The following is a 20951-nucleotide window of genomic DNA, read 5'->3' as shown; positions in this document are numbered from 1 at the left end:
GCGCGGAGAGGCAAGGAGATGCTTCGACGCGCGCACGGGGGGAATGGTGGCTTCGCATGCCGGCGCGCGCGATGCGTTCGCGAACGGAACGATTGCGGTGGTGTTTGTTACGCCGCAAGACGATGACTTGTCCATGGCGAGTCCCCAGGTTGAAATTCTTTTGTATAACTTAATTATTGTGTCGAATCGTCGCGCGATTCATGCGTCCCGACATCGATCGAACAGAACGTGCCGCGCACTTGATCCGTAGAGTCAAGCTAGGTTATACGTTGAAAATGTCAAGCAATGACCGAATCAAATGCGGGATTTTGCTGATGTTGCCAGATCGTGCGAGGGTTGGCATGAGGAATGCAGATTGAATGATCCTATGAATGACTTTCCCATCGTGGCGAGTGTGACCACGCGCTTGCGAATCAAGTCAATCGTCTGACATTATCTCGCGCGGCGATGCCGGCGCTTCCGATCTCGCATCGCGTTGATAGAAACCCGGAAACCGGTCGAGCTGCCGCCGTGCGGCCGCGATGTCCGCGCCGTCGCCGAGCACGGCGCTCGAGAAACCCGTGCGCTCCATCAGCAGCAACTGGTCGATCAGCACATCGCCGGTCGCGCGCAGGTCGCCGGCGAAGCCGTAGCGCTTGCGCAGCAGGTACGCCTGGCTGTATGCGCGGCCATCGGTGAACGACGGAAACTTCAGGTCGATGCGCGCGGCCTGCGCGATTTGCGCGGCAAGCGGCGGCAGTTCCTCGTCGTTGCCGATCGTCAGCGTCGCGGCGTCGTGCCGTTGCGTGTCGCCGGCATGTTCGACCGGCGTCAGCAGCCGGATGCGTGCGGCTGGATGTTCTTGCGTCATGCGTGCTCCACCTGATGGCGCGCGTCGTTCGCGGCGGCCTTGAAGGGTTCGGGGCCGATGCGGCGCACCGTGTCGATGAAGGGTTCGCTGCGGCCGTCTGCATCGATCCGCGCGTCGAGATAGGTGTGGACGATCGCATCGACGACGTCGACGATTTCGTCCGCCGAAAACGACGGGCCGATCACCTTGCCGGGCCGTGCGGGGCCGCTCGCGCTGGAGCCGTCCGAGCCGCCGAGCGTGACCTGGTACCACTCCGCGCCGTCCTTGTCGACGCCGAGGATGCCGAGGTGGCCGCTGTGGTGATGGCCGCACGAGTTGATGCAGCCGCTGATGTGCAGGTCGATGTCGCCGACGTCGTGCAGCATGTCGAGATCCTGGAAGCGCTCGGCGATCGCATCGGCGATCGGGATCGAGCGCGCGTTCGCCAGCGCGCAGAAGTCGCCGCCCGGGCACGCGATCATGTCCGTCAGCAGTCCCACGTTCGCGCTGGCAAGCCCGATCTCGCGCGCGTTTTCCCACAGCGGGAACAGGTCGTCGACATGCACCCACGGCAGCACGACGTTCTGCGTGTGCGTGACGCGCGCCTCGCCGGCCGAGAAGCGCTCGGCGAGATCGGCGAGCGCGTCGAGCTGGTCCGGCGTCGCATCGCCCGGCGCCTGCAGGCGGCGCTTGAACGACAGCGTGACGATGCGCAGCGCCGGGTTGCGGTGCTCCGCGACGTTGCGTGCGAGCCAGCGCGCGAACGCCGGATGGCGGGCCGCGTGCGCCGACGCGCGCGCGCTTGCGTCGCGCAGGCCGGACGTGCGCGGCGCGACGCGCGGCGGGACGAACGACGCGGCGACGCGGTCGAACTCGACCTGCGGAATCGTATGCGGCCCGCCGTCGTGTTCGACGATCTGGCGGAACTCCTCCTCGACGTCGTCGATGTAGCGCTGCCCCTCGGTCTTCACGAGAATCTTGATCCGCGCCTTGTACTTGTTGTCGCGGCGTCCGTAGCGGTTGTACACGCGGACGATCGCCTCGATGTAGTTCATCACGTGGCGCCACGGCAGGAATGCGCGCAGCAGCGTCGCGATCGTCGGCGTGCGGCCCATCCCGCCGCCGACGCTGACGCGAAAGCCGAGCTCGCCGGCCGTGTCGCGCACGAGCTTCAGCCCGACGTCGTGCCAGTCGGTGGCCGCGCGGTCTTCCGTCGCGCCGGTGATTGCGATCTTGAACTTGCGCGGCAGGAACGCGAACTCGGGATGCAGCGTCGTCCACTGGCGCATCACTTCGGCGAACGGGCGCGGGTCGGCGATCTCGTCCGGCGCCACGCCGGCGCGCTCGTCGCACGAGATGTTGCGGATGCAGTTGCCGCTGGTCTGGATGCCGTGCATGTCGACGGTCGCGAGCAGGTCCATCACGTCGGCCGCCTTCGCGAGCGGAATCCAGTTGAACTGCACGTTGGTGCGCGTCGTGAAGTGCGCGCTGCGGGTCGGCAGGCGCAGCGTGCCGAGCGCGGCCTGCGCGTCGCACGCGGCGCGGTAGGTGGCGTCGTCGGGCACGTCGTAGTCGCGCGCGATGCGTGCGAGCACGCGCAACTGCGCGCTCGACAGCTCGCCGTACGGCACGGCGACGCGAAGCATCGGCGCGTGGCGCTGCACGTACCAGCCGTTCTGCAGGCGCAGCGGCCGGAACGCGTCCTCGCTCAGCGTGCCGTGCTGCCAGCGTTCGAGCTGGTCGCGAAACTGGGCGGCGCGGCTGTGCACGAGCGCCCGGTCGAAAACGGTATATCGATACATGACGTGATACGCAAGAGGCGCCGCGGCGCGAAGCGTGCGGCTCGGGAGAGACGTTGCGACGGGTGTCGGGCAACCGGAGACAGCGTAGGGAACGCCGGGCGGCGGGACAAGCAGCAGATCGGGACGAAAAGGGCGCAGCAGACGGCCGGCGCGAAGCCGGCGCGGGGACGGGCACGCGCGCATGCGCGCGGCGGGTTCAGGCGTCGGCGTCGACGACGAGCGCCGGATCGAGCGCGCGGATGCGCTGGTCGATGAAGTAGCCGCCGCCTTCCTGATAGCGCAGGAACAGGCGGCCGCACGTGCGGCAGCGGCTGACGGTGCAGCGGTTGTACGGGAAATGGCGCAGGGCGATCGGCGCATCGTCCGACGCGTAGTGCGTGCCGGCCGGGTGATGTTCGGCATAGGTCGGCTCGGGGTCGTCCGGCGGCGCGAGCGTGGCCACTTCGGTCAGTTGCGCCTCCTGCAGCGACAGCGGCAGCGTCGTCCATCCGGCGAGCGGCGTTTTCGTGCACGTGCACGGCTGCGTGACGTGCGCGGCTTCGGCGGTCAGTGTCAACAGCGCGTCGTGATCGAGGTAGGGCAGTGGGCTCATGGGCAATCGTGGCGGAGCGGCGGGATCAGCACTGTAACCCGCGCGCGCATCGCATGCACGGCCGCGGTGCGGGCGGCAGGCGCCGTGTACCGTGCGCGCTTCAACTGCCCTTGCGGAGCGACGGCTGCGCGACCAGCTCGCCCAGCACGCGGATCGCGCGTTCGATGTCGCGGCTCCACGGATGGCCGAAGTTCACGCGCACGCAGCGTTCGAAACCGTGCGTGGCGGAAAACAGCGGCCCCGGCGCGAAGCTGATCCCGCGTGCGATCGCCTGGCGGTGCAGTTCCATTGCGTCGATCGCGTCGGGGAACGCGAGCCACAGGAAGTAGCCGCCCTCGGGCCGCACCCATTCGACGCCGGCCGGCAGCCAGCGGCGCAGCGCGTCGTCCATCCGGTCGAGCTGCGTCTGCAACGCGCCGCGCAACTTGCGCAGGTGCCGGTCGTAGCCGCCGTGTTCGAGATAGTTTGCGACGCCGGCCTGCGCGGGAATGCTGGCCGACAGCGTCGTCATCAGCTTGAGCCGCTGCACCTTCTCGGCGTACCGGCCGGCGGCGGCCCAGCCGATCCGGTAGCCGGGCGCGAGCGTCTTCGAGAACGAGCTGCAGTGCATCACGAGGCCGTGCCGGTCGAACGCGCGCGCGGGCAGCGGGTAGTCGGGGCCGAAATGCAGTTCGCCGTAGACGTCGTCCTCGATCAGCGGCACGTCGCGCGCGGCGAGCATCTCGACGAGCGCGCGCTTCTTCCCGGCGGACAGCGTCACGCCGGTCGGATTCTGGAAATTGGTCATGAACCAGCACGCGCGGATGTCGTGCCGGTCGAGCGCTTGCGCGAGCGCATCGAGATCGAGGCCCGTGCGCGGATCGACGGGAATCTCGACCGCGCGCAGGTCGAGCCGCTCGATCGCCTGCAGCGCCGCGTAGAAGCCGGGCGCTTCGACGGCCACGACGTCGCCGGGCCGCGTGACGGCCATCAGGCACAGGTTCAGTGCCTCGAGCGCGCCGTTCGTGACGACGATCTCGTCGATCGGCTGCGAGATGCCCGTCGCGAGATAGCGCCGCGCGATCTGCTGGCGCAGCGCCTCGTTGCCGGGCGGCAGGTCGACGACCGTGCTCCACGGGCTGACGAGTCGCGTGGCCTGTGCGAGCGACTTCGCGAGACGCGGCAGCGGAAACAGGTGCGGCGACGGGAACGCGGAGCCGAGCGGCACGATGCCCGGTTGCGTGGCCGCGTCGAGCACGGAGAACACGAGGCTGCTGATGTCGACCTTGCGCTTGGCGCCCGCGCGGCTCGCGCGGCGTTTCGCGGCCGGGCCCGCCTCCGGCTTCGCGCCCGGCGCGACGTAGTAGCCCGAGCGTTCGCGCGCGCGGATCAGCCCCCACTGTTCGAGCAGGTAGTACGCGCGAAACACCGTCGACTGGCTCACGCCATGCTGCGCGATGAGCTGCCGCAGCGACGGCAGGCGCGTGCCGACGGCGAGGTTGCCGTTGCGGATTTCTTCGGCGATCGTGTGGGCGAGGGTTTCGTAGCGTTTCATCGGCGTGGGCGGGGCGCGTGGCGCGCGGCGGCTCATTGTCCGATGGACGCGGGTAAAAGGAAAGCCGGCGCCCGTGCGGGCGGTCATCCGGAACGCGGCGGTAGCGGCGCGCAAACGTTGTGCGCGATACCGATGGGCCAGCGCTTGGCCGATAGCGTCGCCTCGATCGGATGGGGCGGGGATTCAGCGTCGGCCTGCCTTCGTCTCCCTGCCGGGCGAACGACACGCGCGTGCGCGGAAGGCAGTTGCATTCGCGGCGGCCAGTCATTAGGCTGGCGGGGTTCTTGCGACCGGACAGTGCTTTCGATGGGCATGCGCGGGGAGCGCCATGCACGCCCGTCCGGTGCGCCGCTCGTCCCGATATCAAAACGATCAAAACCACACGCTGATGCCGTTGTCGAAACCGAACTGGCGGGTTGTCTGCATCCCGATGCTCGCGCTCTACGCAGCATGGCCTGTCGACGTCGCTGCATTGACGGAACCGGGGGCGGCCGCGACCGGCATGCCGACCCGGCCCACGGACGACACGGCCTATGCGGCAACGCTCGGCGCGCTGATTCGAGCCAACCTGGTTTTCACGAGCCCGGCGAGCCTGCCTGAATCGGCCGAAGCCAGGCTGGCGTTGCTGGTCGACGCGCACGGGAAGATCGTCGAAGCCAGCGTCCGGCAGTCGAGCGGATCGGAGATTTTCGACGCCGCGATGATCGCGGCGGTGCGCAAGAGCCTGCCGTTTCCGCCGCCGCCCGAGCATCGCGTGCGCTGGGTGAACCTGACGTTCCATCCCGGCGGCGCGTCCGCTTCCGCGGCGGCCAGCGCGCCGGCCGCGCTGCCGGAAATCGTCATCGCGCCGGCACCGTCGCCGAAGCGCGACGACGTCACGCGCGGCATCTTCCGGCAAAAGGGAGTCGGCCAGCTGGATGCCGACGGATGGACCGTCGCGCGCTCGACGGACGGCCATTTCATGCTCAGCGTGCCGGGCCGGTTCAGCGACAGGACACTCTGGTTCGCCCATCCCGGCCCGCAAGCGCCGAGATCGGCGGAGACGCTGCTGGCCCACGGCGGGATCGACACGTTGCTGGTCGCCAGCCGGCTGCAATACGGTGCGCCGGAAATCGCCACGCGCTGCTTCGAGTCGCTGGAAGCGGACTACCGCACGCTCGACGCGCGTGCGGTGCGCGGCACGTTTCTCGGCTATCCGTCGATCGACAGCCGGGTTGTCGACCCGAAGAAATCGGAGTTCGCGGTGGAGCGTATCGTGCTGGTCGGCGCCGACATCCTGTGGGTGCGTGTAACGGGCCCGATGACGCTCAGGGATGCCGTCGAACGCGATGCGTCCCGCATCGTCGGATCGCTGCGCATCGACGCCGCTGCAACGAACCTGGGCAGCCCGCCCGAAGACGCGTTCGCGCTGCCGAACTAGAACGAAAGCCGTTCACGCGAACGGGGCACCGGCACGCATGGCCGGCGCCCCGCACGCGGCACCGATGCATCACGCCGCGTTCGGCTCCGCGTTCCGCCCGCTCGCGCCGCTGCGCAGCGGCGGCAGCGGCTCGACCTTGCCGACGACGAACAGGTACGACAGCGCACCGACCACGCACAACGCGCCGGCCACCGCGAGCGGCACGACGAACGAGCCTTTCGTGAGCGACAGCATCACGCCGGTGAACGTCGTGATGAAGATGCCCGCGAGATTACCCGCGAAGTTCTGGATGCCGCCGAGCGACGCGACGTGCGCGGGCGTCGGCGCGACCTCGCCGACGAGCGTCCACACGTTGGCGCCCGCGAACGACAGGCTCGCGTAGGCGAGGGCGAACAGGCCGAGGCAGGCCCACGTGTTCTCGACGAACGCGGATAGCGCGATCGACGACGACAGCAGCATCCCGAGCACGAGGCAGGTCTTGCGCGCGGCGGTTGCGCTCCAGCCGCGACGGAACAGGCTGTCCGACACGTAGCCGCCGAGCCAGCCGCCGGGGATCGCGAGCAGCGCGGGCAGCATGCCCCAGGTGCCGAGCGACGCGAGCGAGAAGCCGCGCGACTGCAGCAGATAGCTCGGGAACCACGTGATGAAGAAGTAGATCGCGAAGTTCAGGCAGAACAGGCCGATCATCATGCCCCACACGGTGCGGTAGCGGAACAGGTCGAGCCACGACACCTTCGGCATATCGGTTGCGCCCGCAACGACCGGTGCGGCGCGCTGGGCGAGCAGCGCGTCGACGGCGTCCGGCGCGATCGCGCGATAGCGTTCCGGGTCGCGATAGAGGAACCACCACGCGAGCGCCCACACGATGCCGATGCCGCCCGTGATCACGAACGACCCGCGCCAGCCGACGATCGAGATCAGCCACGCGACGAGCGGCAGCGACAGTGCGGAGCCGACGCGCGAGCCGCTGTCGAAGATGCTGCTCGCGAGCCCGCGTTCGCTGCGCGGGAACCAGTTGAACGCGACCTTCGCGAACGACGGGATCGCGGCCGCCTCGCCGACGCCGAGCATCAGCCGCACGCCGACCAGTTGCCCGAGGCCGCGCGCGGCGCCCGTCGCGACGGTGAACACCGACCACCAGCCCACGGCGAGCGCGAGGCTCACGCGCACGCCGACCTTGTCGATGAACCAGCCGGCCGGCAGTTGCAGGAACGCATAGGTCCAGAAGAACGCGCTCAGCACGAGCCCCATGCCGACCGCGTCGAGGCCGAGGTCGGCGCGAATGCTGGGGGCGGCGATCGCGAGGTTGGCGCGGTCGATGAAGTTGATGACATTGGCCAGGAAGCACATCAGGATCATGGCCCATCGGATGCGTGGCATGCAGTGTCTCCGCGCGGAATGTCGTGGCGGACGACCGGCGATCCGCTGCGCCGGCCGTCTCGATGGGTGCTTATCGTGCGGCTTCGGACGTTTGCGCTGCGCGGTCGAATTTCGCGAGCGCTTCCCACAGGCCGTTCAGGTAGACCGCGCCGAGCGCGCGGTCGTACAGGCCGTAGCCGGGCTTGCCCGTCTCGCCCCAGATCATGCGGCCGTGGTCGGGGCGCACGTAGCCGGAGAAGCCGGTGTCGTGGTATGCCTTCACGATCGCCGCGATGTCGAGCGAACCGCAGCTCGACAGATGCGCGGTTTCCTCGAAATCGCCGTTCGCGTCGACCTTCACGTTGCGGATGTGCGCGAAGTGGATGCGGCCCATCGCGCCGAACTCGCGCACGAGCGCCTCGACGTCGTTCTGCGGGCCCGCGCCGAGCGAGCCCGAGCACAGCGTCAGACCGTTCGCGGGCGTATCGACGATCCGCACGATGCGCGCGAGATCGTCGCGGTTCTTCACGATGCGCGGCAACCCGAAGATCGGGCGCGGCGGATCGTCGGGGTGGATCGCCATCTTCACGCCGGCTTCCTCGGCAACGGGAATGATCGCCTTCAGGAAGTATTCGAGGTTCGCCCACAGCGCGGCCTCGTCGACGTCGCGATAGTCGGCGAGCAGTGCCTGCAGCTGCTCGGGCCGGTAGCTCGAATCCCAGCCGGGCAGTGCGATGCCGTCGTTCGGATCGATCCGGTCGACTTCTTCGGTGCTGAACGCGAGGCAGGTCGAACCGTCGTCGAGCGTCTTCGACAGCTCGGTGCGCGTCCAGTCGAACACGGGCATGAAGTTGTAGCAGATGACGCGAACGCCGGCCGCGCCGAGATGGCGGATCGTCTGGCGGTAGTTGTCGATCAGGCGGTCGCGGCCCGGCTTGCCGAGCTTGATGTCCTCGTGCACCGGCACCGATTCGACGACTTCGAACCGCAGGCCGGCGCGTTCGATCGTCGCCTTCAGCGCGTCGATCTTGTGCGCAGGCCAGACTTCGCCCACCGGTTCGTCGTAGATCGCGGACACGATGTGCGTGACGCCCGGGATCTGGCGGATGTATTGCAGCGAGACCGGATCGGACTCGCCGTACCAACGGAATGACATCTTCACTGGAGCGGCTCCTGGCTGGCGGTTCATGCAGCGGGCGAGCGGGCGGCGGCATGCCGGCCCGTCGACGGTGTGCGGATTATGAGTGGTATGCCAGTTTGACGGGATAGTGGTTTACCAGTTGTTCGGGCCGGACTCGGGCTTTCCGGGATGCTTGGCGGCTTCGTCTGATGCTGCGCACCGGATATCTCCCGAAATTGGTGTACCATTTTGGCGATCCGGCGCCGCGACGGCACCGGCCAGCCTGTTGCGAGCCTTTTCGATGACCGATCTTTCCAGCCTGCCAGCCGGGCGCGATACCGATGCCGCAGACCGCTCCTATATCGGCCTTGCGCGGCAGATTCACGCGATGGTGGCCGCCGGCGCGTTCGAGGCCGGCGCGCGGCTGCCGTCGGAGCGCAGCCTGGCCGACCAGTTCGGCGTGAGCCGTACGCAGGTGCGCGAGGCGATCATCGCGCTCGAGGTGCAGGGGATCGTCGAGGTGCGGATCGGTTCGGGCATCTACGTATCGGCGGCCGATGCCGCGCGGCCGGTGACGTTCGAGGTGCCGCGCGGCCCGGGCCCGATCGAGACGCTGCGCGCGCGCGGGCTGATCGAGGCGGAAGTGGCGGCGCTCGCGGCGACCGAGCGCAAGGATGCCGATCTCGACCGGCTGTTTGTCTCGCTGACGACGATGCGTGAACGGATGGACGACAAGGTCGCGTATGACGCGGCCGATCGCCAGTTCCACCTGCGCATCGCGGAGTCGACCGGCAACACGGTGCTGCTGCACATGGTCACCGCGATGTGGGACTGCGCGCGCAGCGATCCGCTGTGGGACAAGATCGAGGAGCACTTCCACTCGACCGCGCTGCGCGAGGCCTCGCAGGAGGATCACCAGCGGATCTTCGCGGCGATCATGGCGCGCGATGCGGCCGTGGCGCGCGAGGCGATGCGCGCGCACCTGTCGCGCGTGATAGCGGAGTTCTCGCAAGCCTGGCGCTGAGGTTCGTTCCGGCCGCCGGCAACGGCCCGGCGCAACCGCGCGGCGCGCACCGCTGCCGGCGGATGCGCGCGCCGTGTACGGCTTCTTCCGATTGCGCGACCGTACGTTTTATGGTGTCGTTGCGGGATATCGCATCGACTCGAAAAAGGACAGTCGAATGCAGCCGGGCGAATCAGACGGGGGCCGCTGGAACAGGGGTGTCGGCGCACGTACGCGCGCACGCATCGCCGTGCGCAGGCTGCTTATCATATTGACAGCGGGTTTACTGACGCCCGCGCCTTCGGCTTTCTCCGCATCCCCCGACACCCTCGACGACAACGTGCTGCGCGTGCTGGCATGGCCGGGCTACGCGGACGGCGATGTCGTCCGCGCGTTCGAGGCCGGGTTTCACGTGCGCGTCGAGGTGACGTTCGTCGACTCGGACGAAGCGTTGTGGGCGCGGATGCACAGCGCCGCGCCGCCGCCCTACGACGTGCTGGCCGCGAACACGGCCGAGATCCAGCGCTACGCGCACGAGCGGCTGCTCGCGCCGATCGACCTGTCGCGCATCCCGAACCGGCGGCGGCAGTTGCCGAACTTCCGGCAGCTCGCGACGATCGACGGGCTCGTGGAGGACGGCGCCGCGTATGCGATTCCATTCACGTATTCGTCGATGGGGCTCATTTACGACCGCAAGCAGGTTCCGGTCGCGCCGCGTTCGATGCGCGAGCTGTGGAATCCGCGCTACCGCGGCAAGGTGCTCGACTTCAACAGCGCCGAGCACAACTTCTCGTTCGCGGCGCTGGCGCTCGGCTATGCCGATCCGTTTCGGCTGTCGCCCGCGCAGACGCTCGCCGTCGCGCACAAGCTGATCGACCTGCGACGCAACCTGCTCACGTACTACACGCTTCCCGAAGAGGCGACCGCGCTGTTCGTCCGGCATCGCGCGGCGCTGATGTTCGGCAACTACGGCACGCAGCAGGTCGAACTGCTGCGGCGCGCGGGCGCGGACGTCGGCTACGTGATCCCGGACGAGGGCGCGCTCGCGTGGCTGGACTGCTGGGCCGTCACGCGCGCCGCGCCCCATCCCGAGCTGGCGTTCGCGTGGATCAACTACATGCTCGAACCGGCGGTCGGCGCGCGGCTGACCGAGCGCCAGGGGCTCGCGAACACGCTCGAACCGGCGCCGAGCCTCGACGCCGGCCGCGAGCATCTCGTCTGGCTCCAGCCGGTCGAGGACATCGGACGCCGCGAATCGCTGTGGCGTCGCATCGTGTCGGGCGACCGGCCGGAGCGGTTCGGAAAATGATCCGGCTCGGGCTCACGTCGAAGCTGTCGGTGCTGTTCGCGTGCATCGGCGTGATCGCATCCGGCACGACCGGCTATTACACCTATCGCGCGAACCGCGCGATGCTCGTGCAGGAAGCCCAGCACAGCCTGCTGATGTCGACGCAGCTGCTCGGGCAGCGCTTCACGAGTGCGCTGTCCGACGTCGCGGACGATGCGCTCGTGCTCGCGCAGTTGCCGTCGTCGGCGCTCGTCGCGGGCGCCGACAAGCCGGACGACGCGCCGCGCGCGCGGCTCGAGCAGGTGTTTTACAGCTTCATGAGCAATCACCCGGAATACCTGCAGATTCGCCTGATCGCGCGCGGGCACTTCGGGCTGGAACGCATTCGCGTCGATCGCGATGCGCACGGCGTCGTCGTGCTGCCCGAAAGCGCGTTCCAGGAGAAAGGACAGTTTTCCTACGTATTCGATACGCTCGCCACGGCGCCCGGCCATATCTACCTGTCGCCGATCGTGATCAACCACGAGACGGGCACGCACGCGGCCGAGGGCCAGCCGATCCTGCGCGTGGGCACGCCGGTCGTCGACGCGTCGGGCCGCACCGCCGGCGCGCTCGTCGTCGACGTCGAGCTGTCGCGCGTGTTCGCGCGGCTCGAGCGCGATTTGCCGCACGACTACGCGGTCTATCTCGCGAACGAGTGGGGCGATTTCCTCGTGCATCCCGATCCGTCGCAGGCGTTCGGCTTCGATCGCGGCCGGCGCGTGCTGATGCAGGAGCACTTCGGGGCCACGCGCGCGCTGTTCGACGGCGCGCGCGCAAACGTTACCCTCGACGGTCTCGCCGATCCCGCCGAGGCGCCGGGGCAGATGCTCGCATTCGCGCGCACGCCGTTCGGTCAGGACGAAGGCAACCGCTTCGTTGTGCTCGGCATGGCGCGTCCGCTTGCGGACGTGCTGGCGCCGGCGGGCATGCTCGGCGAGCGGATCGTCCGGATGGTGCTCGTGTCGAGCGTGCTGGCGGTGATCCTCGCGATCCTGTTCGCCCGTGCGATCACGCAGCCGCTGCAGGTACTCGCGCGCGCCGCGACGCACGTGTTCGACGATCAGGCCGCCGAGCGCCTGCCGGTCGGTCGCGCCGACGAGATCGGCGTGCTCGCGCGCTGCTTCGACAGCATGCGCGTCGAGATCCGCACTCAGGTCGCGATGCTGCACGCGAAGCAACAGGAGCTCACGCACCTGGCCGGCCACGATGCGCTGACCACGCTGCCGAATCGCCTGCTGTTCATGGAGCATCTCGACGCCGCGATCCGGCGGGCGGCGGCGCTGAGCGAAGGGTTGGCCGTGATGTTCGTCGATCTCGACCGCTTCAAGCAGATCAACGACCAGCACGGGCACTCGGCCGGCGATCGCGCGCTCGTTGCGGTCGCGAAACGGCTGAGTCACGTGCTGCGCAGCGGCGACATGGTGGCGCGGCTCGGCGGCGACGAATTCATCGTGCTGATCGCGGACGTGCGCTCGCCGGCCGTGATCGGCGACGTCGCCGCGCGCATCCAGCACGTGATGGCCGAGGAACTGGAGTTCGGCGACCGGCGCGTGGCCGTCGGCGCGAGCATCGGCGTCAGCGAGTTTCCGGCCGACGGCGCGTCGGCCGAGGAACTGCTCGTCAAGGCCGATGCGGCGATGTACGCGGCGAAGGCGTCCGCGCAGAGCGTGTGCGTGCGCTATCAGGAACTGGTCGGCGGCGCGGCCGGTGCGGATGGGGCGGCGGGCCGGGTTGCGTCGGGCGGCAGCCGCTGACGGCGGCCCGCGGGCCGTGCCATAGACGTGCAACGAGCCCGTCGCGGGACGGGCTCGTTGCAGGCGCGAACCGCGCGCAGGGGGCGCGCGGAGGCCGGCTTAGTGGCCGAAGTAGATCGAGTCGCGCGGGTTTTGCACCTTCGCGACCGGTGCGCCGCCCTGGACGGTCGCGGCCGGTTGCGCACCGTAGCCGCTGTTGTCGGCGGCTTGCACGCGGGCTTGCGCGGCCTGGATGTCGGCCGGGTAGTACGGGCTCGACTGGCCCGGCTTGTAGCCGGCGCTTTCGAGCTGGGCCAGCTCGCCGCGCACCTGTGCGCGGGTGACGGTGCTTTGGGCGAATGCGCCGAACGAGGCGGACAGGGCGACGGCGGCGACGACTGCGGAAACGAGCGATTTCATGATGACCTCCGATGTTTGTTGGCTTTCCGCGTTCGACACCTTGTCGTAAGCGGTTGATTACATCGTAGGCGCCGGCCGACCTAGGGTAAACGTGAGTTTCAGCGAAAGATCGTTGCAGGGGAGGCAATAATATCGAGATGAATCGATGCTGACCCCATCATGTGTTGCCGGATTTGCAAGGGCGCGGCGGCCGGTGCGTTCGACGCGGAGCGTGTGCTCGGAGCGGGGGATGGGGTACGGGCGGGTGCCCGGCGTCGAGGGCGCGGGCGAAGGGGCAAGTTGCGGGAGTTGGCGCGGGATCAGACGCCGTCGTCGTCGATTTCCTTGCGTTCCCGGCGTTCCTCGTTGCCGCGGCGTGCGCGCAGGCGCTGCCGCGACAGCACGGCGATCACCTGCTGGGTCGGCGCGCCGGACGGCAGTTCGTTGCGGATGCGGTCGGGCACCATCGGCAGGCCCGCGCGCTGCCGGCGCAGTGCCTTGGCGATGGCGCGGCGGCATTCGTCTCCGTGGCAATCCCATTCATCGCGGATTCTCAGGCAATAACGGCATGGTTCCATCCGGAGAGTCTAACCCGTCTTCGGGAACGGGGCAGGCGCGCCGCTGAACGCCGTCACGCGCCGGGCGCGGCGTTGGCGAGCGCGGTCGCATGCGCGTGGAAACGGCGGTGTTCCTCCGGCGGCACGAGCGAGCCGCCCGTCGCCCAGATGACGTGGGTCGACCGGCTGAGGTCGAGCGCGTGGCGGCGCACGTAGTCGCGGCCGGCCTGCGACCGGGTCAGCCAGCCGGGCCCGGCGACGGCCGCGGCGGCCGACGGTTCCAGTTCCACGCCCGTCGCGTGCCGAACCGCGAGCAACTGCGCGTAGAGCTGCGCATCGCTGACGGTGAAGACGCCCGACAGCAGGGACGCCATCAGCGGACTGACGAGGTGCGACGCCTGGGCGACGGCGAGGCCGTCGGCCTCGGTCCGGTTGTCGAGCCCGGCGTCGTAGACGGACACGGGCCGCCCGGGGCCGGCGGCCAGCTGGACCAGCATGCAGGGCGACGCGACGGGTTCGGCGAAAAAGCAGTGGACGTGCTCGCCGAACAGCGCCTTGAGGCCGTACGCGATACCGCCGGGCGCGCCGCCGACGCCGCACGGGAGATGGACGAAGAGCGGATGCGCCGCGTCCACGCGGCGGCCGGCCGCGGCGAGCTGCGCGGCGAGATGCCGGGCGCCGGCCGCGTAGCCGAGGAACAGCAGCGGCGAACCCTCGTCGTCGACGAAATGGCTGCGCGGCCCGTCGAGCGCCTGCGCTCGTCCGGCCGCGACGGCCTGTGCGTAGTCGCCGTCGTGTTCGATCACGCGGACGCCGCGCGTTCTCAGGCGCGCCTTCTTCCAAGGCTTCGCGTCGGTCGACATGTGAACGATCGACTCGAAGCCCAGCGCGGCGGCCATCACGCCGATGCTCAGGCCGAGATTGCCGGTGCTGCCCACGATGACGGTGTGCGCGGCAAACAGGTCGCGTGCGGCCGTGGACGCGAGAACGCGGCGGTCGCCGTCCGGTTCGAGCAGCCCGTGCCCGATCGCGAGCGACTCCGCGAGTGCGAGCACTTCATGAAAGCCGCCGCGCGCCTTGATCGAACCGGCGACCGGCAACGCGTCGTCGCGCTTGATGAACCAGGCGCCGTGCGGATCCGCCGGGTGCGACAGGTTGCGCTGCAGGGCGTCCGCCGGCATCAGCGGCGATTCGATTTTTCCGCCGCTCGCCGCGAGTTCGGGAAACAGTTCGGCCAGCAGCGGCTCGCAGCGCGCCAGCCGCGCCTCGGCCGTCGCAATGGCGGCGAGCGCCGGCGCGTCCGGCGGCAACGGGCTGCCGGCATGAGGATTCAGCCACAGCAGCGGGCGGAGCGATTGAAGGTCTGCTAATAGACCGGCGGGTTGGAGCGTGAAGGTCATGGATCGAATTTGCGTCGGAAAGTCCGGATAACTGGCTGGAATGCTACGATTTCCGCTGCTTGCGCGACAGCGCCGATTTCTAATCCATGTATTAGCCGGACTTATATTCATGCGACTCGACGGTTCGATCCTGGGGGCGTTGCTCTGCTTTGAAACGGCCGGCCGGCTGCTGAGCTTCACGAAGACGGCGCAGGCGTTCAACCTGACGCAAAGCGCCGTGAGCCAGCAGATCCGGCATCTGGAGGACCGGCTGGGTTATCCGCTGTTCGTGCGCCAGGCGCGCGGGCTGAAATTGACCGGGAAGGGCGCGATCCTGCTCGCGACGATGTCGAGCGCGTTCGTCGACATCCATCGCACGCTGCAGGCGCTCGACACGCCGGATGCGCCGCTGCAGGTCAGTTGCCTGCCGTCGTTCGCGCTGCAATGGCTGATGCCGCGCCTGTCCGAATTCCATCTGCGACAGCCGAACGTGCCGGTTCGCATGCAGGCCGAGTTCCAGGTGCTGGATCGTCAGTCGATGGAGACCGGCGACATCGACGTGGCGGTGCGCTACGACCCGGGGCAATACGACCGGCTGCATGCCGAGGCCATCCTCGACGAAACCCTGTTCCCGGTCGCCACGCCCGCCTATCTGGCGCGGCATCCGTCCTTTGCGGACGGGACCTCGCCGGACGGCGTCGTCCTGCTGCACGACGCCGCGCCGTGGGGCGGCGCACCCGAGTTCGTGGAGTGGCGCACGTGGCTGGCGGCTGTTCGCCCCGCATGGCTCGCGCATCTTGACGGCCCGCAATTCAATTTCTCCAGCCTGGCGATCACGGCCGCGCTGAATCATCAGGGCGTCGCGATGGGGCGCGCCGCGCTGGTGCACGACGAGATTGCGAGCGGACGCTTGGTGGATGTGTTCGGTACGCACGTGCGTGCGCCGGCGCGCTACATGCTGCTGTCGCGCAATCCCGACGATCCGCGCACCGCGGCCTTTTCGGCGTGGCTGAAGGACGCGTGCGCGCGTTTCGACGAAGCCCGATCGCGGCTGCATGTGGACCGCAGGCTGCGCGGGTAGCCTGTGCGGCAGGGGAGTTTAATCGGAGTGCGAAGCGATTCGGCTAAAGTCGCTCATGCTGCCTGCGCTTTCCTGTCCGTCTGCATACGGACGCCTTGCGCGTGGACGGCGCCGGCAAGCGTTACCTGAGCTGCCAGATGCCCCAGATCGCGATCAACAGGCCAAGGCCGAAGCCGCAGCCGAGCAACACATAGGTTTCCATTTCGTGCCTCTGAAAACGTGGCGGCGCCGATGAGGCGCCGCGTGCGAGCAGCAAAGTCGTTCGCGTATCGTCGCGCCGTCGGGCGGGGCGATACGCCGGGTTCGCGAATACTACGCTTTGCAGCTTTCAGAACGCATGCGGGACAGCGGGCGGTTATCCGGTGTGCGCGCTGCCCGCTTGGGGCGCGTGCGATCCGCCGTGCCGGAACACGCCCGACTTCCAGATCATCTGCGACGCCGCGATGAGCACGAACAGCAGGACGACCCTCCTGAAGAGGCGCGGCGACATCCTGTCCCGCAGCGGGCGAACGAGCCACATGCCCGCGATGGCCGGCAGGCTGGCGGCCGCCGAGATCGCGAGGTCGGCGCCGCTCGCATGCATGGCGCCGCTGAACGTCGTGATCAGCGTGACGATCGACACCACCAGGATGATCGCGATCTGCTTCGTGAACGCCCGCCCGGTCGCACCGGACGAGATCAGGTAGGTGGCGAGCAGCGGCCCGGGAACCGACGCGATGCTTTCCATCAGCGCCGCGCCGAAGCCGAGTACGAAGCCGACCGGCTTGCGCCATGCATCCGGCAGGTTCAACTTCGGTGCGGCGAGCATCAGCGCCGCCGCCAGGATCAGCAGCGCGCCGGATGCCGCTTGCGCGTGACCGGGATCGAGCGAGAGCAGGATCGCCACGCCGGCGATGTTGCCGATCACCGTGCCCGCGATCGGCGCGGCGATCTTGCGCGCCGTCGCCAGCACCTGGCCGCCTTCCAGCGCCTGCGGGATGTTGCCCAGGATGATCGGCATCGACAGCAGCAGCACCGCATGCCGAATCGGCAGGAACTGGCTGAGTATCGGCATCGCGATCAGCGGCACGCCGATGCCCGTGATGCCCTTCGCCATGCCGCCCAGCAACAGCGCGACGGCGATACCGGCCAGGTCGAGCGCCGTGAGACCCTGCAGGCTGGAGACCAGCACCCCTTCAGTCAGATTGAAATGAATCATGGCTTGTCGCGGCATATCCGGCGCCGGGCGCGCTCGACGGCGCCCGTTGCGCTCGCGTGCGTGACGCACGCATTCGTTGTGGTCCGGCTCGGGCCGGTCATCCGGTCGCATGGCGCGGCCCGTCGTGCGGCCGGGCGCGCATGCCGTCGACGCGGCGGTTCGAGGACGCATCTTACCTGAGCGTCGCGGCGGCATTCGATCCGGCTGCCGAGCGCGGTGAAGGTCGTCCGAACGATCGTCGCACCGGTTCAATATAATTCATGACGATCAGCCAGTTCATGCACGATGTAGATGCCATCAGACAAGGAGATGCAATGACGCTTGCCCAGTTGCAGGCACTGGCGGCCGTGGTCGAACTCGGGTCGCTCACGGCCGCGGCCGAGCGGCTCAGCCGCAGTCAATCCGCGATCAGCCATGCGCTGACCGAGCTGGAGGAGCTCACGCAGGTCAAGCTGCTCTGGCGCGACCGGCAGCCGGTCGTCCTGACGGCGGCGGGCGAACGCCTGTGGCCGTACGTCCAGAGCGTGGTGCGGGAGGCGCAGACGCTGCGCCAGCAGTTCAGCCTGTCGCGCGGCAAGCTCGAGGGAAAGCTGGTGGTCGCGTCGCTGCCGAGCGTGTCGCTGGCGTTCGTCGTGCCTGCGCTCGAGGCGCTGAAGGAGATGCACCAGGGCGTGTCGGCGGTGCTGCTCGAAGGCACGGACAGCGAAGTCGAAGGGTGGATCGAGGACGGTACGGCCGACATCGGCGTGGTGGCCGGCACGAAGACGTTCGCGCACGATCTGCCGCTGCTCGACGAGGATTTTGTCGCGGTGGCGGCCGACGGCCTGTTCGCCGGTCGCAAGCGCGTATCGGCGAAGCAGTTGTCCGCGGCGCCGTTCATTTTTTCGAAGGCGGGCTGCGGGCCGGTGATCGCGGATTACTTCGCGCGCTGCGGCGCGCCGCTGCGGGCCGCGTTCAACGTGGTCGAGATGCGCACCATCCTGTCGATGGCGGAGGCCGGCATGGGCGTGTCGATCGTGCCGCGCATCACGCTCACGTACACGCCGTTCGGCGGCCATGTACTGGAGCTGTCGCCAAGGCTGCAGCGCTCCGTGCGGCTGTCGTGGAATGCCGCCGGCAACGCGGTGACCGACGCGTTCGTCCGGCTCGTCGAGCTGCAGCGCGCGAACGCGGCGAAGGCGCTCCGGACGCGCGCGAAAAAGAGCCGGTAACGCACGGCCGCCGCGATGAACGGCATGCATGCGGGGCTTGCAGTTTATTCATGATGATGACGGTCGGGATGCAATATATTGTTCGCACCTCGCCCCGTTGACTGCGTTACCCCGAAGGAGATTCCCGTGCCGACACTATCCGCCTTGCTTGCGTTCGGGCTCGTATCGCTCGGCATGGTGCTGACGCCGGGGCCGAACATGATCTATCTGGTCTCGCGCTCGATCTGCCAGGGCCGCCGCGCCGGGCTGGTGTCGCTCGGCGGCGTCGCGCTGGGGTTCGTGTTCTACATGGTGTGCGCGGCACTGGGCATCACCGCGTTGTTGCTGACCGTGCCGTATGCATACGATGTCCTGCGCTTCGCCGGTGCGCTGTACCTGTCGTACCTCGCGTGGCAGGCGCTGAAGCCGGGCGGCCGCTCGGCGTTCCAGGTCCGGCAACTGCCGCCCGACAGCCGCGCGAAGCTTTTCGCGATGGGGTTCGTCACGAACCTCGCGAATCCGAAGATCGCCGTGATGTACCTGTCGCTGCTGCCGCAGTTCATTGCGCCGGGGCACGGCAGCGTGCTCGCGCAATCGCTGGCGCTCGGCTGCGTGCAGATCGCGGTGAGCGTCAGCGTGAACGCGCTGATTGCTTGCATGGCCGGCGCCGTCGCGGGTTTCCTCGCGGGCCGGCCGGCATGGGCGCTGGTCCAGCGCTGGTTGATGGGGACGGTGCTGGCCGGGCTCGCGGCGCGTATCGCGCTGGAATCGCGCAGCTAGCGCGGGCGCGGGCGGTGCTGTCGACCTGTGTTCCGTCGACGGCGCCCGGCCGCCTTACTCGGGGCAGTTGCCCTGCGCGCGCCCGGCGACCTGAACGGGCGCGGCTTTCTCGCGGCGCCGGCTGCGCGTCGAGAGCCAGCACAGGATCGAGCCGCCGCACACCATCGACGCGCCTTGCCAGAATTCGATCGACAGCGGCGCATGCAGCAGCGTGGCGGCGAGCAGGGCGGCGAGCACCGGAGTGAAGTACGACGCGCCGACGATCACCGTCACGTTGCCGTGCATGATGCCGGTATTCCAGGCCGCATAGCCGAACCCGAGCGCCGATGCCGCCAGCACGATGCAGACGACCGCATGCAGGCTGAACGTCATGCCGCCGCCGCCTTCGACCGCGAACTTGATCCAGAGCGCCAGCGCCACCAGCATGAAGAACGGCGTGACGCCGTTCTTGCCGTCGGCAAGGCGCGCGGTGATCGTGCAATAGCTGGCCCAGAGCAGCGCGCCGAAGAACGCGAGGCCGTAGCTCAGCGGATTGTCCGCGACGTTGTGCAGCATGCCGGCCGGATCGAGGCCCCGCTCGCCGCCGAGCACCCGGCAGATGCCGAGCATCGACAGCAGGACGCCCGGCACGACCAGCAGGCTGGCGCGCTGCCGGTTGAACACGATTGCCGCGACGAGCGTGAAGCTCGGCCACAGATAGTTGACCATCGAGACTTCGATCGCCTGCTGGCCGGTGTGCGCATAGCCGATGGCGAGGGACAGGCACAGTTCGTACGCGACGAACAGCAGCCCGCCCCAGATCAGATAGGGCTTCGGAAACCTGCTCAGGTCGGGGAAGCCGACGGTCAGCAGCAGAAGCGCGGAGGCCACCGTATAGATCATCGCCGCGCCGCCGGTTGCACCGAGGCTTTCGCTGACGCCGCGAACGAGCGCGACCACCGATGCCCACAACAACACGGCGCCGAGCCCGGTGAGCGTTGCCTTATTCCTGCGATTCATGCGTCCTGCCTGTTTCAAGTGCCGGTCCGATCCCGGATGGTTCGGTGCCGCCGCGCGGCGCCGCGATCGCGATGCGATACGGCAGGTGCCTGCGGAAACGCATAGTTTAACGGGGCGACGGCGACCGGGCCGCGACGGAGGCGGCGAACGGGCGTGCGAGGCCGCAGTCGGGCGCGAGTCGTCGCACTGCGCGTCGCGGTATAGTCACGCAGCTGCAATGACATGTCGCGCATCCAGTCGCGCGACACGAACCACAACGATCCGGAGGAGCCAGGGTGAATCGCCCGATGCTGATGGTGTCAGCCGCCGTCTTGACGATGCTTGCCGGCGCCGCGCGCGCCGATGCACCTTATGTCGATGCGCGGGAGGTCGCCCGCTGCACGCGGCTCGACTTGCGCAACCTCGCGTATCCCGCCGAAGCGCGTCGCGCGGGCCAGGGCGGGGAGGTGACGGTCGGCGGCGTCGTGCTGCCGGACGGCACGCTGTCGGACGTGACGGTGCTGAAGAGCAGCGGGCACGCGGTACTCGACGACGCGGTCACCGCCGCATTCAAGACTATCCACTGTGTCGCGGACGAGGGGGCGCAGCCGATTCGCATGAAGCTGGTGGCCAACTTCTCGTTGAGGTAGCAAGCCGGCGCGTATCG

General features: G+C 68.6%; 19 protein-coding genes. 8 read left to right on the top strand and 11 right to left on the bottom strand.

Features of this window, described 5'->3' with window-relative positions:
• Positions 1-418: 418 nt before the first annotated feature.
• The 4 genes from GQ57_RS05245 to GQ57_RS05230 all read right to left on the bottom strand — a co-directional run bounded on the left by GQ57_RS05245 (position 419) and on the right by GQ57_RS05230 (position 4757).
• Positions 419-850: a DUF934 domain-containing protein gene (locus tag GQ57_RS05245; RefSeq protein ID WP_034197294.1), complete on the bottom strand. Its 432-nt coding sequence runs from the start codon at positions 848-850 to the stop codon at positions 419-421.
• Positions 847-2631, bottom strand: a complete 1785-nt coding sequence (locus GQ57_RS05240) for a nitrite/sulfite reductase (protein ID WP_034197293.1) — start codon at positions 2629-2631, stop codon at positions 847-849. The genes GQ57_RS05245 and GQ57_RS05240 overlap by 4 nt, the downstream gene beginning before the upstream one ends.
• A gap of 196 nt (positions 2632-2827) precedes the next feature.
• On the bottom strand, positions 2828-3223 hold the full coding sequence (locus GQ57_RS05235; RefSeq protein ID WP_034197292.1) for a hypothetical protein: 396 nt from the start codon (positions 3221-3223) through the stop codon (positions 2828-2830).
• A 100-nt stretch (positions 3224-3323) separates the two neighbouring features.
• Positions 3324-4757, bottom strand: a complete 1434-nt coding sequence (locus tag GQ57_RS05230) for an aminotransferase-like domain-containing protein (protein ID WP_034197291.1) — start codon at positions 4755-4757, stop codon at positions 3324-3326.
• 388 nt (positions 4758-5145) lie between these two features.
• Here GQ57_RS05230 and GQ57_RS05225 point away from each other — a divergent pair, with 388 nt between their 5' ends.
• Positions 5146-6177, top strand: coding sequence for an energy transducer TonB (locus GQ57_RS05225; protein WP_160257502.1), 1032 nt, complete (start codon positions 5146-5148; stop codon positions 6175-6177).
• A 69-nt stretch (positions 6178-6246) separates the two neighbouring features.
• Here GQ57_RS05225 and GQ57_RS05220 read toward each other — a convergent pair whose 3' ends face one another.
• Together GQ57_RS05220 and uxuA are read right to left on the bottom strand one after the other, a co-directional pair.
• Positions 6247-7557, bottom strand: a complete 1311-nt coding sequence (locus GQ57_RS05220; protein ID WP_034197289.1) for an MFS transporter — start codon at positions 7555-7557, stop codon at positions 6247-6249.
• 70 nt (positions 7558-7627) lie between these two features.
• On the bottom strand, positions 7628-8698 hold the full coding sequence (gene uxuA, locus GQ57_RS05215; protein WP_174923136.1) for a mannonate dehydratase: 1071 nt from the start codon (positions 8696-8698) through the stop codon (positions 7628-7630).
• Between the two features lie 259 nt (positions 8699-8957).
• On the opposite strand from uxuA, the gene GQ57_RS05210 reads away from it, so the two are divergent.
• The 3 genes from GQ57_RS05210 (at position 8958) to GQ57_RS05200 (ending at position 12743) form a co-directional block, all read left to right on the top strand.
• Positions 8958-9680: a FadR/GntR family transcriptional regulator gene (locus GQ57_RS05210; protein ID WP_031397593.1), complete on the top strand. Its 723-nt coding sequence runs from the start codon at positions 8958-8960 to the stop codon at positions 9678-9680.
• A gap of 157 nt (positions 9681-9837) precedes the next feature.
• On the top strand, positions 9838-10968 hold the full coding sequence (locus GQ57_RS05205; protein ID WP_034197288.1) for an extracellular solute-binding protein: 1131 nt from the start codon (positions 9838-9840) through the stop codon (positions 10966-10968).
• Positions 10965-12743, top strand: coding sequence for a GGDEF domain-containing protein (locus GQ57_RS05200; protein ID WP_031397591.1), 1779 nt, complete (start codon positions 10965-10967; stop codon positions 12741-12743). Before GQ57_RS05205 ends, GQ57_RS05200 begins: the two co-directional genes overlap by 4 nt.
• A 99-nt stretch (positions 12744-12842) precedes the next feature.
• On the opposite strand, the gene GQ57_RS05195 is transcribed toward GQ57_RS05200, so the two are convergent.
• From GQ57_RS05195 to GQ57_RS05185, 3 genes are all read right to left on the bottom strand, one after another.
• A complete protein-coding gene (locus tag GQ57_RS05195) occupies positions 12843-13142 on the bottom strand; it encodes a DUF4148 domain-containing protein (protein ID WP_031397590.1) in 300 nt (99 codons plus the stop codon).
• A gap of 299 nt (positions 13143-13441) precedes the next feature.
• The gene (locus GQ57_RS05190; protein WP_031397589.1) at positions 13442-13699 is read right to left on the bottom strand and encodes a hypothetical protein; all 258 of its coding nucleotides are present in this window, start codon (positions 13697-13699) and stop codon (positions 13442-13444) included.
• A 53-nt stretch (positions 13700-13752) separates the two neighbouring features.
• The gene (locus GQ57_RS05185; protein WP_034197287.1) at positions 13753-15078 is read right to left on the bottom strand and encodes a D-serine ammonia-lyase; all 1326 of its coding nucleotides are present in this window, start codon (positions 15076-15078) and stop codon (positions 13753-13755) included.
• Between the two features lie 109 nt (positions 15079-15187).
• Between GQ57_RS05185 and GQ57_RS05180 the strand changes: the two genes are divergently transcribed.
• On the top strand, positions 15188-16138 hold the full coding sequence (locus tag GQ57_RS05180) for a LysR substrate-binding domain-containing protein (protein ID WP_034197286.1): 951 nt from the start codon (positions 15188-15190) through the stop codon (positions 16136-16138).
• A 355-nt stretch (positions 16139-16493) separates the two neighbouring features.
• Here the strand turns inward: GQ57_RS05180 and GQ57_RS05175 are convergent, their stop codons facing one another.
• Entirely contained in the window at positions 16494-17336 is an 843-nt protein-coding gene (locus GQ57_RS05175; protein WP_034197285.1) for a sulfite exporter TauE/SafE family protein, read from the bottom strand.
• A gap of 314 nt (positions 17337-17650) precedes the next feature.
• Between GQ57_RS05175 and GQ57_RS05170 the strand changes: the two genes are divergently transcribed.
• Complete coding sequence (locus GQ57_RS05170) at positions 17651-18547, top strand: LysR family transcriptional regulator (protein WP_034197284.1); 897 nt, start codon at positions 17651-17653, stop codon at positions 18545-18547.
• 126 nt (positions 18548-18673) lie between these two features.
• Positions 18674-19306: a LysE family translocator gene (locus GQ57_RS05165; protein ID WP_031397584.1), complete on the top strand. Its 633-nt coding sequence runs from the start codon at positions 18674-18676 to the stop codon at positions 19304-19306.
• A gap of 54 nt (positions 19307-19360) precedes the next feature.
• Here the strand turns inward: GQ57_RS05165 and yddG are convergent, their stop codons facing one another.
• Positions 19361-20305 (bottom strand): aromatic amino acid DMT transporter YddG, encoded by a 945-nt coding sequence (gene yddG, locus GQ57_RS05160; protein WP_034197283.1) that lies wholly within the window; start codon positions 20303-20305, stop codon positions 19361-19363.
• Positions 20306-20580: 275 nt separating this feature from the next.
• Here yddG and GQ57_RS05155 point away from each other — a divergent pair, with 275 nt between their 5' ends.
• The gene (locus tag GQ57_RS05155; protein WP_152601635.1) at positions 20581-20934 is read left to right on the top strand and encodes a TonB family protein; all 354 of its coding nucleotides are present in this window, start codon (positions 20581-20583) and stop codon (positions 20932-20934) included.
• Positions 20935-20951: the final 17 nt, after the last annotated feature.

The sequence above is a fragment of the Burkholderia sp. MSh2 genome (assembly GCF_000731655.1).
In the GTDB taxonomy this organism is placed as follows: domain Bacteria; phylum Pseudomonadota; class Gammaproteobacteria; order Burkholderiales; family Burkholderiaceae; genus Burkholderia; species Burkholderia paludis.
This window is presented reverse-complemented; position numbering and strand designations above follow the sequence as displayed.

What these genes read in the sequence shown, in the direction of transcription:
- GQ57_RS05245 (WP_034197294.1), bottom strand. Translation starts at nt 850, where the DNA reads ATGACGCAAGAACATCCAGCCGCACGCATCCGGCTGCTGACGCCGGTC.
- GQ57_RS05240 (WP_034197293.1), bottom strand. Translation starts at nt 2,631, where the DNA reads ATGTATCGATATACCGTTTTCGACCGGGCGCTCGTGCACAGCCGCGCC.
- GQ57_RS05235 (WP_034197292.1), bottom strand. Translation starts at nt 3,223, where the DNA reads ATGAGCCCACTGCCCTACCTCGATCACGACGCGCTGTTGACACTGACC.
- GQ57_RS05230 (WP_034197291.1), bottom strand. Translation starts at nt 4,757, where the DNA reads ATGAAACGCTACGAAACCCTCGCCCACACGATCGCCGAAGAAATCCGC.
- GQ57_RS05225 (WP_160257502.1), top strand. Translation starts at nt 5,146, where the DNA reads ATGCCGTTGTCGAAACCGAACTGGCGGGTTGTCTGCATCCCGATGCTC.
- GQ57_RS05220 (WP_034197289.1), bottom strand. Translation starts at nt 7,557, where the DNA reads ATGCCACGCATCCGATGGGCCATGATCCTGATGTGCTTCCTGGCCAAT.
- GQ57_RS05210 (WP_031397593.1), top strand. Translation starts at nt 8,958, where the DNA reads ATGACCGATCTTTCCAGCCTGCCAGCCGGGCGCGATACCGATGCCGCA.
- GQ57_RS05205 (WP_034197288.1), top strand. Translation starts at nt 9,838, where the DNA reads ATGCAGCCGGGCGAATCAGACGGGGGCCGCTGGAACAGGGGTGTCGGC.
- GQ57_RS05200 (WP_031397591.1), top strand. Translation starts at nt 10,965, where the DNA reads ATGATCCGGCTCGGGCTCACGTCGAAGCTGTCGGTGCTGTTCGCGTGC.
- GQ57_RS05195 (WP_031397590.1), bottom strand. Translation starts at nt 13,142, where the DNA reads ATGAAATCGCTCGTTTCCGCAGTCGTCGCCGCCGTCGCCCTGTCCGCC.
- GQ57_RS05190 (WP_031397589.1), bottom strand. Translation starts at nt 13,699, where the DNA reads ATGGAACCATGCCGTTATTGCCTGAGAATCCGCGATGAATGGGATTGC.
- GQ57_RS05185 (WP_034197287.1), bottom strand. Translation starts at nt 15,078, where the DNA reads ATGACCTTCACGCTCCAACCCGCCGGTCTATTAGCAGACCTTCAATCG.
- GQ57_RS05180 (WP_034197286.1), top strand. Translation starts at nt 15,188, where the DNA reads ATGCGACTCGACGGTTCGATCCTGGGGGCGTTGCTCTGCTTTGAAACG.
- GQ57_RS05175 (WP_034197285.1), bottom strand. Translation starts at nt 17,336, where the DNA reads ATGATTCATTTCAATCTGACTGAAGGGGTGCTGGTCTCCAGCCTGCAG.
- GQ57_RS05170 (WP_034197284.1), top strand. Translation starts at nt 17,651, where the DNA reads ATGACGCTTGCCCAGTTGCAGGCACTGGCGGCCGTGGTCGAACTCGGG.
- yddG (WP_034197283.1), bottom strand. Translation starts at nt 20,305, where the DNA reads ATGAATCGCAGGAATAAGGCAACGCTCACCGGGCTCGGCGCCGTGTTG.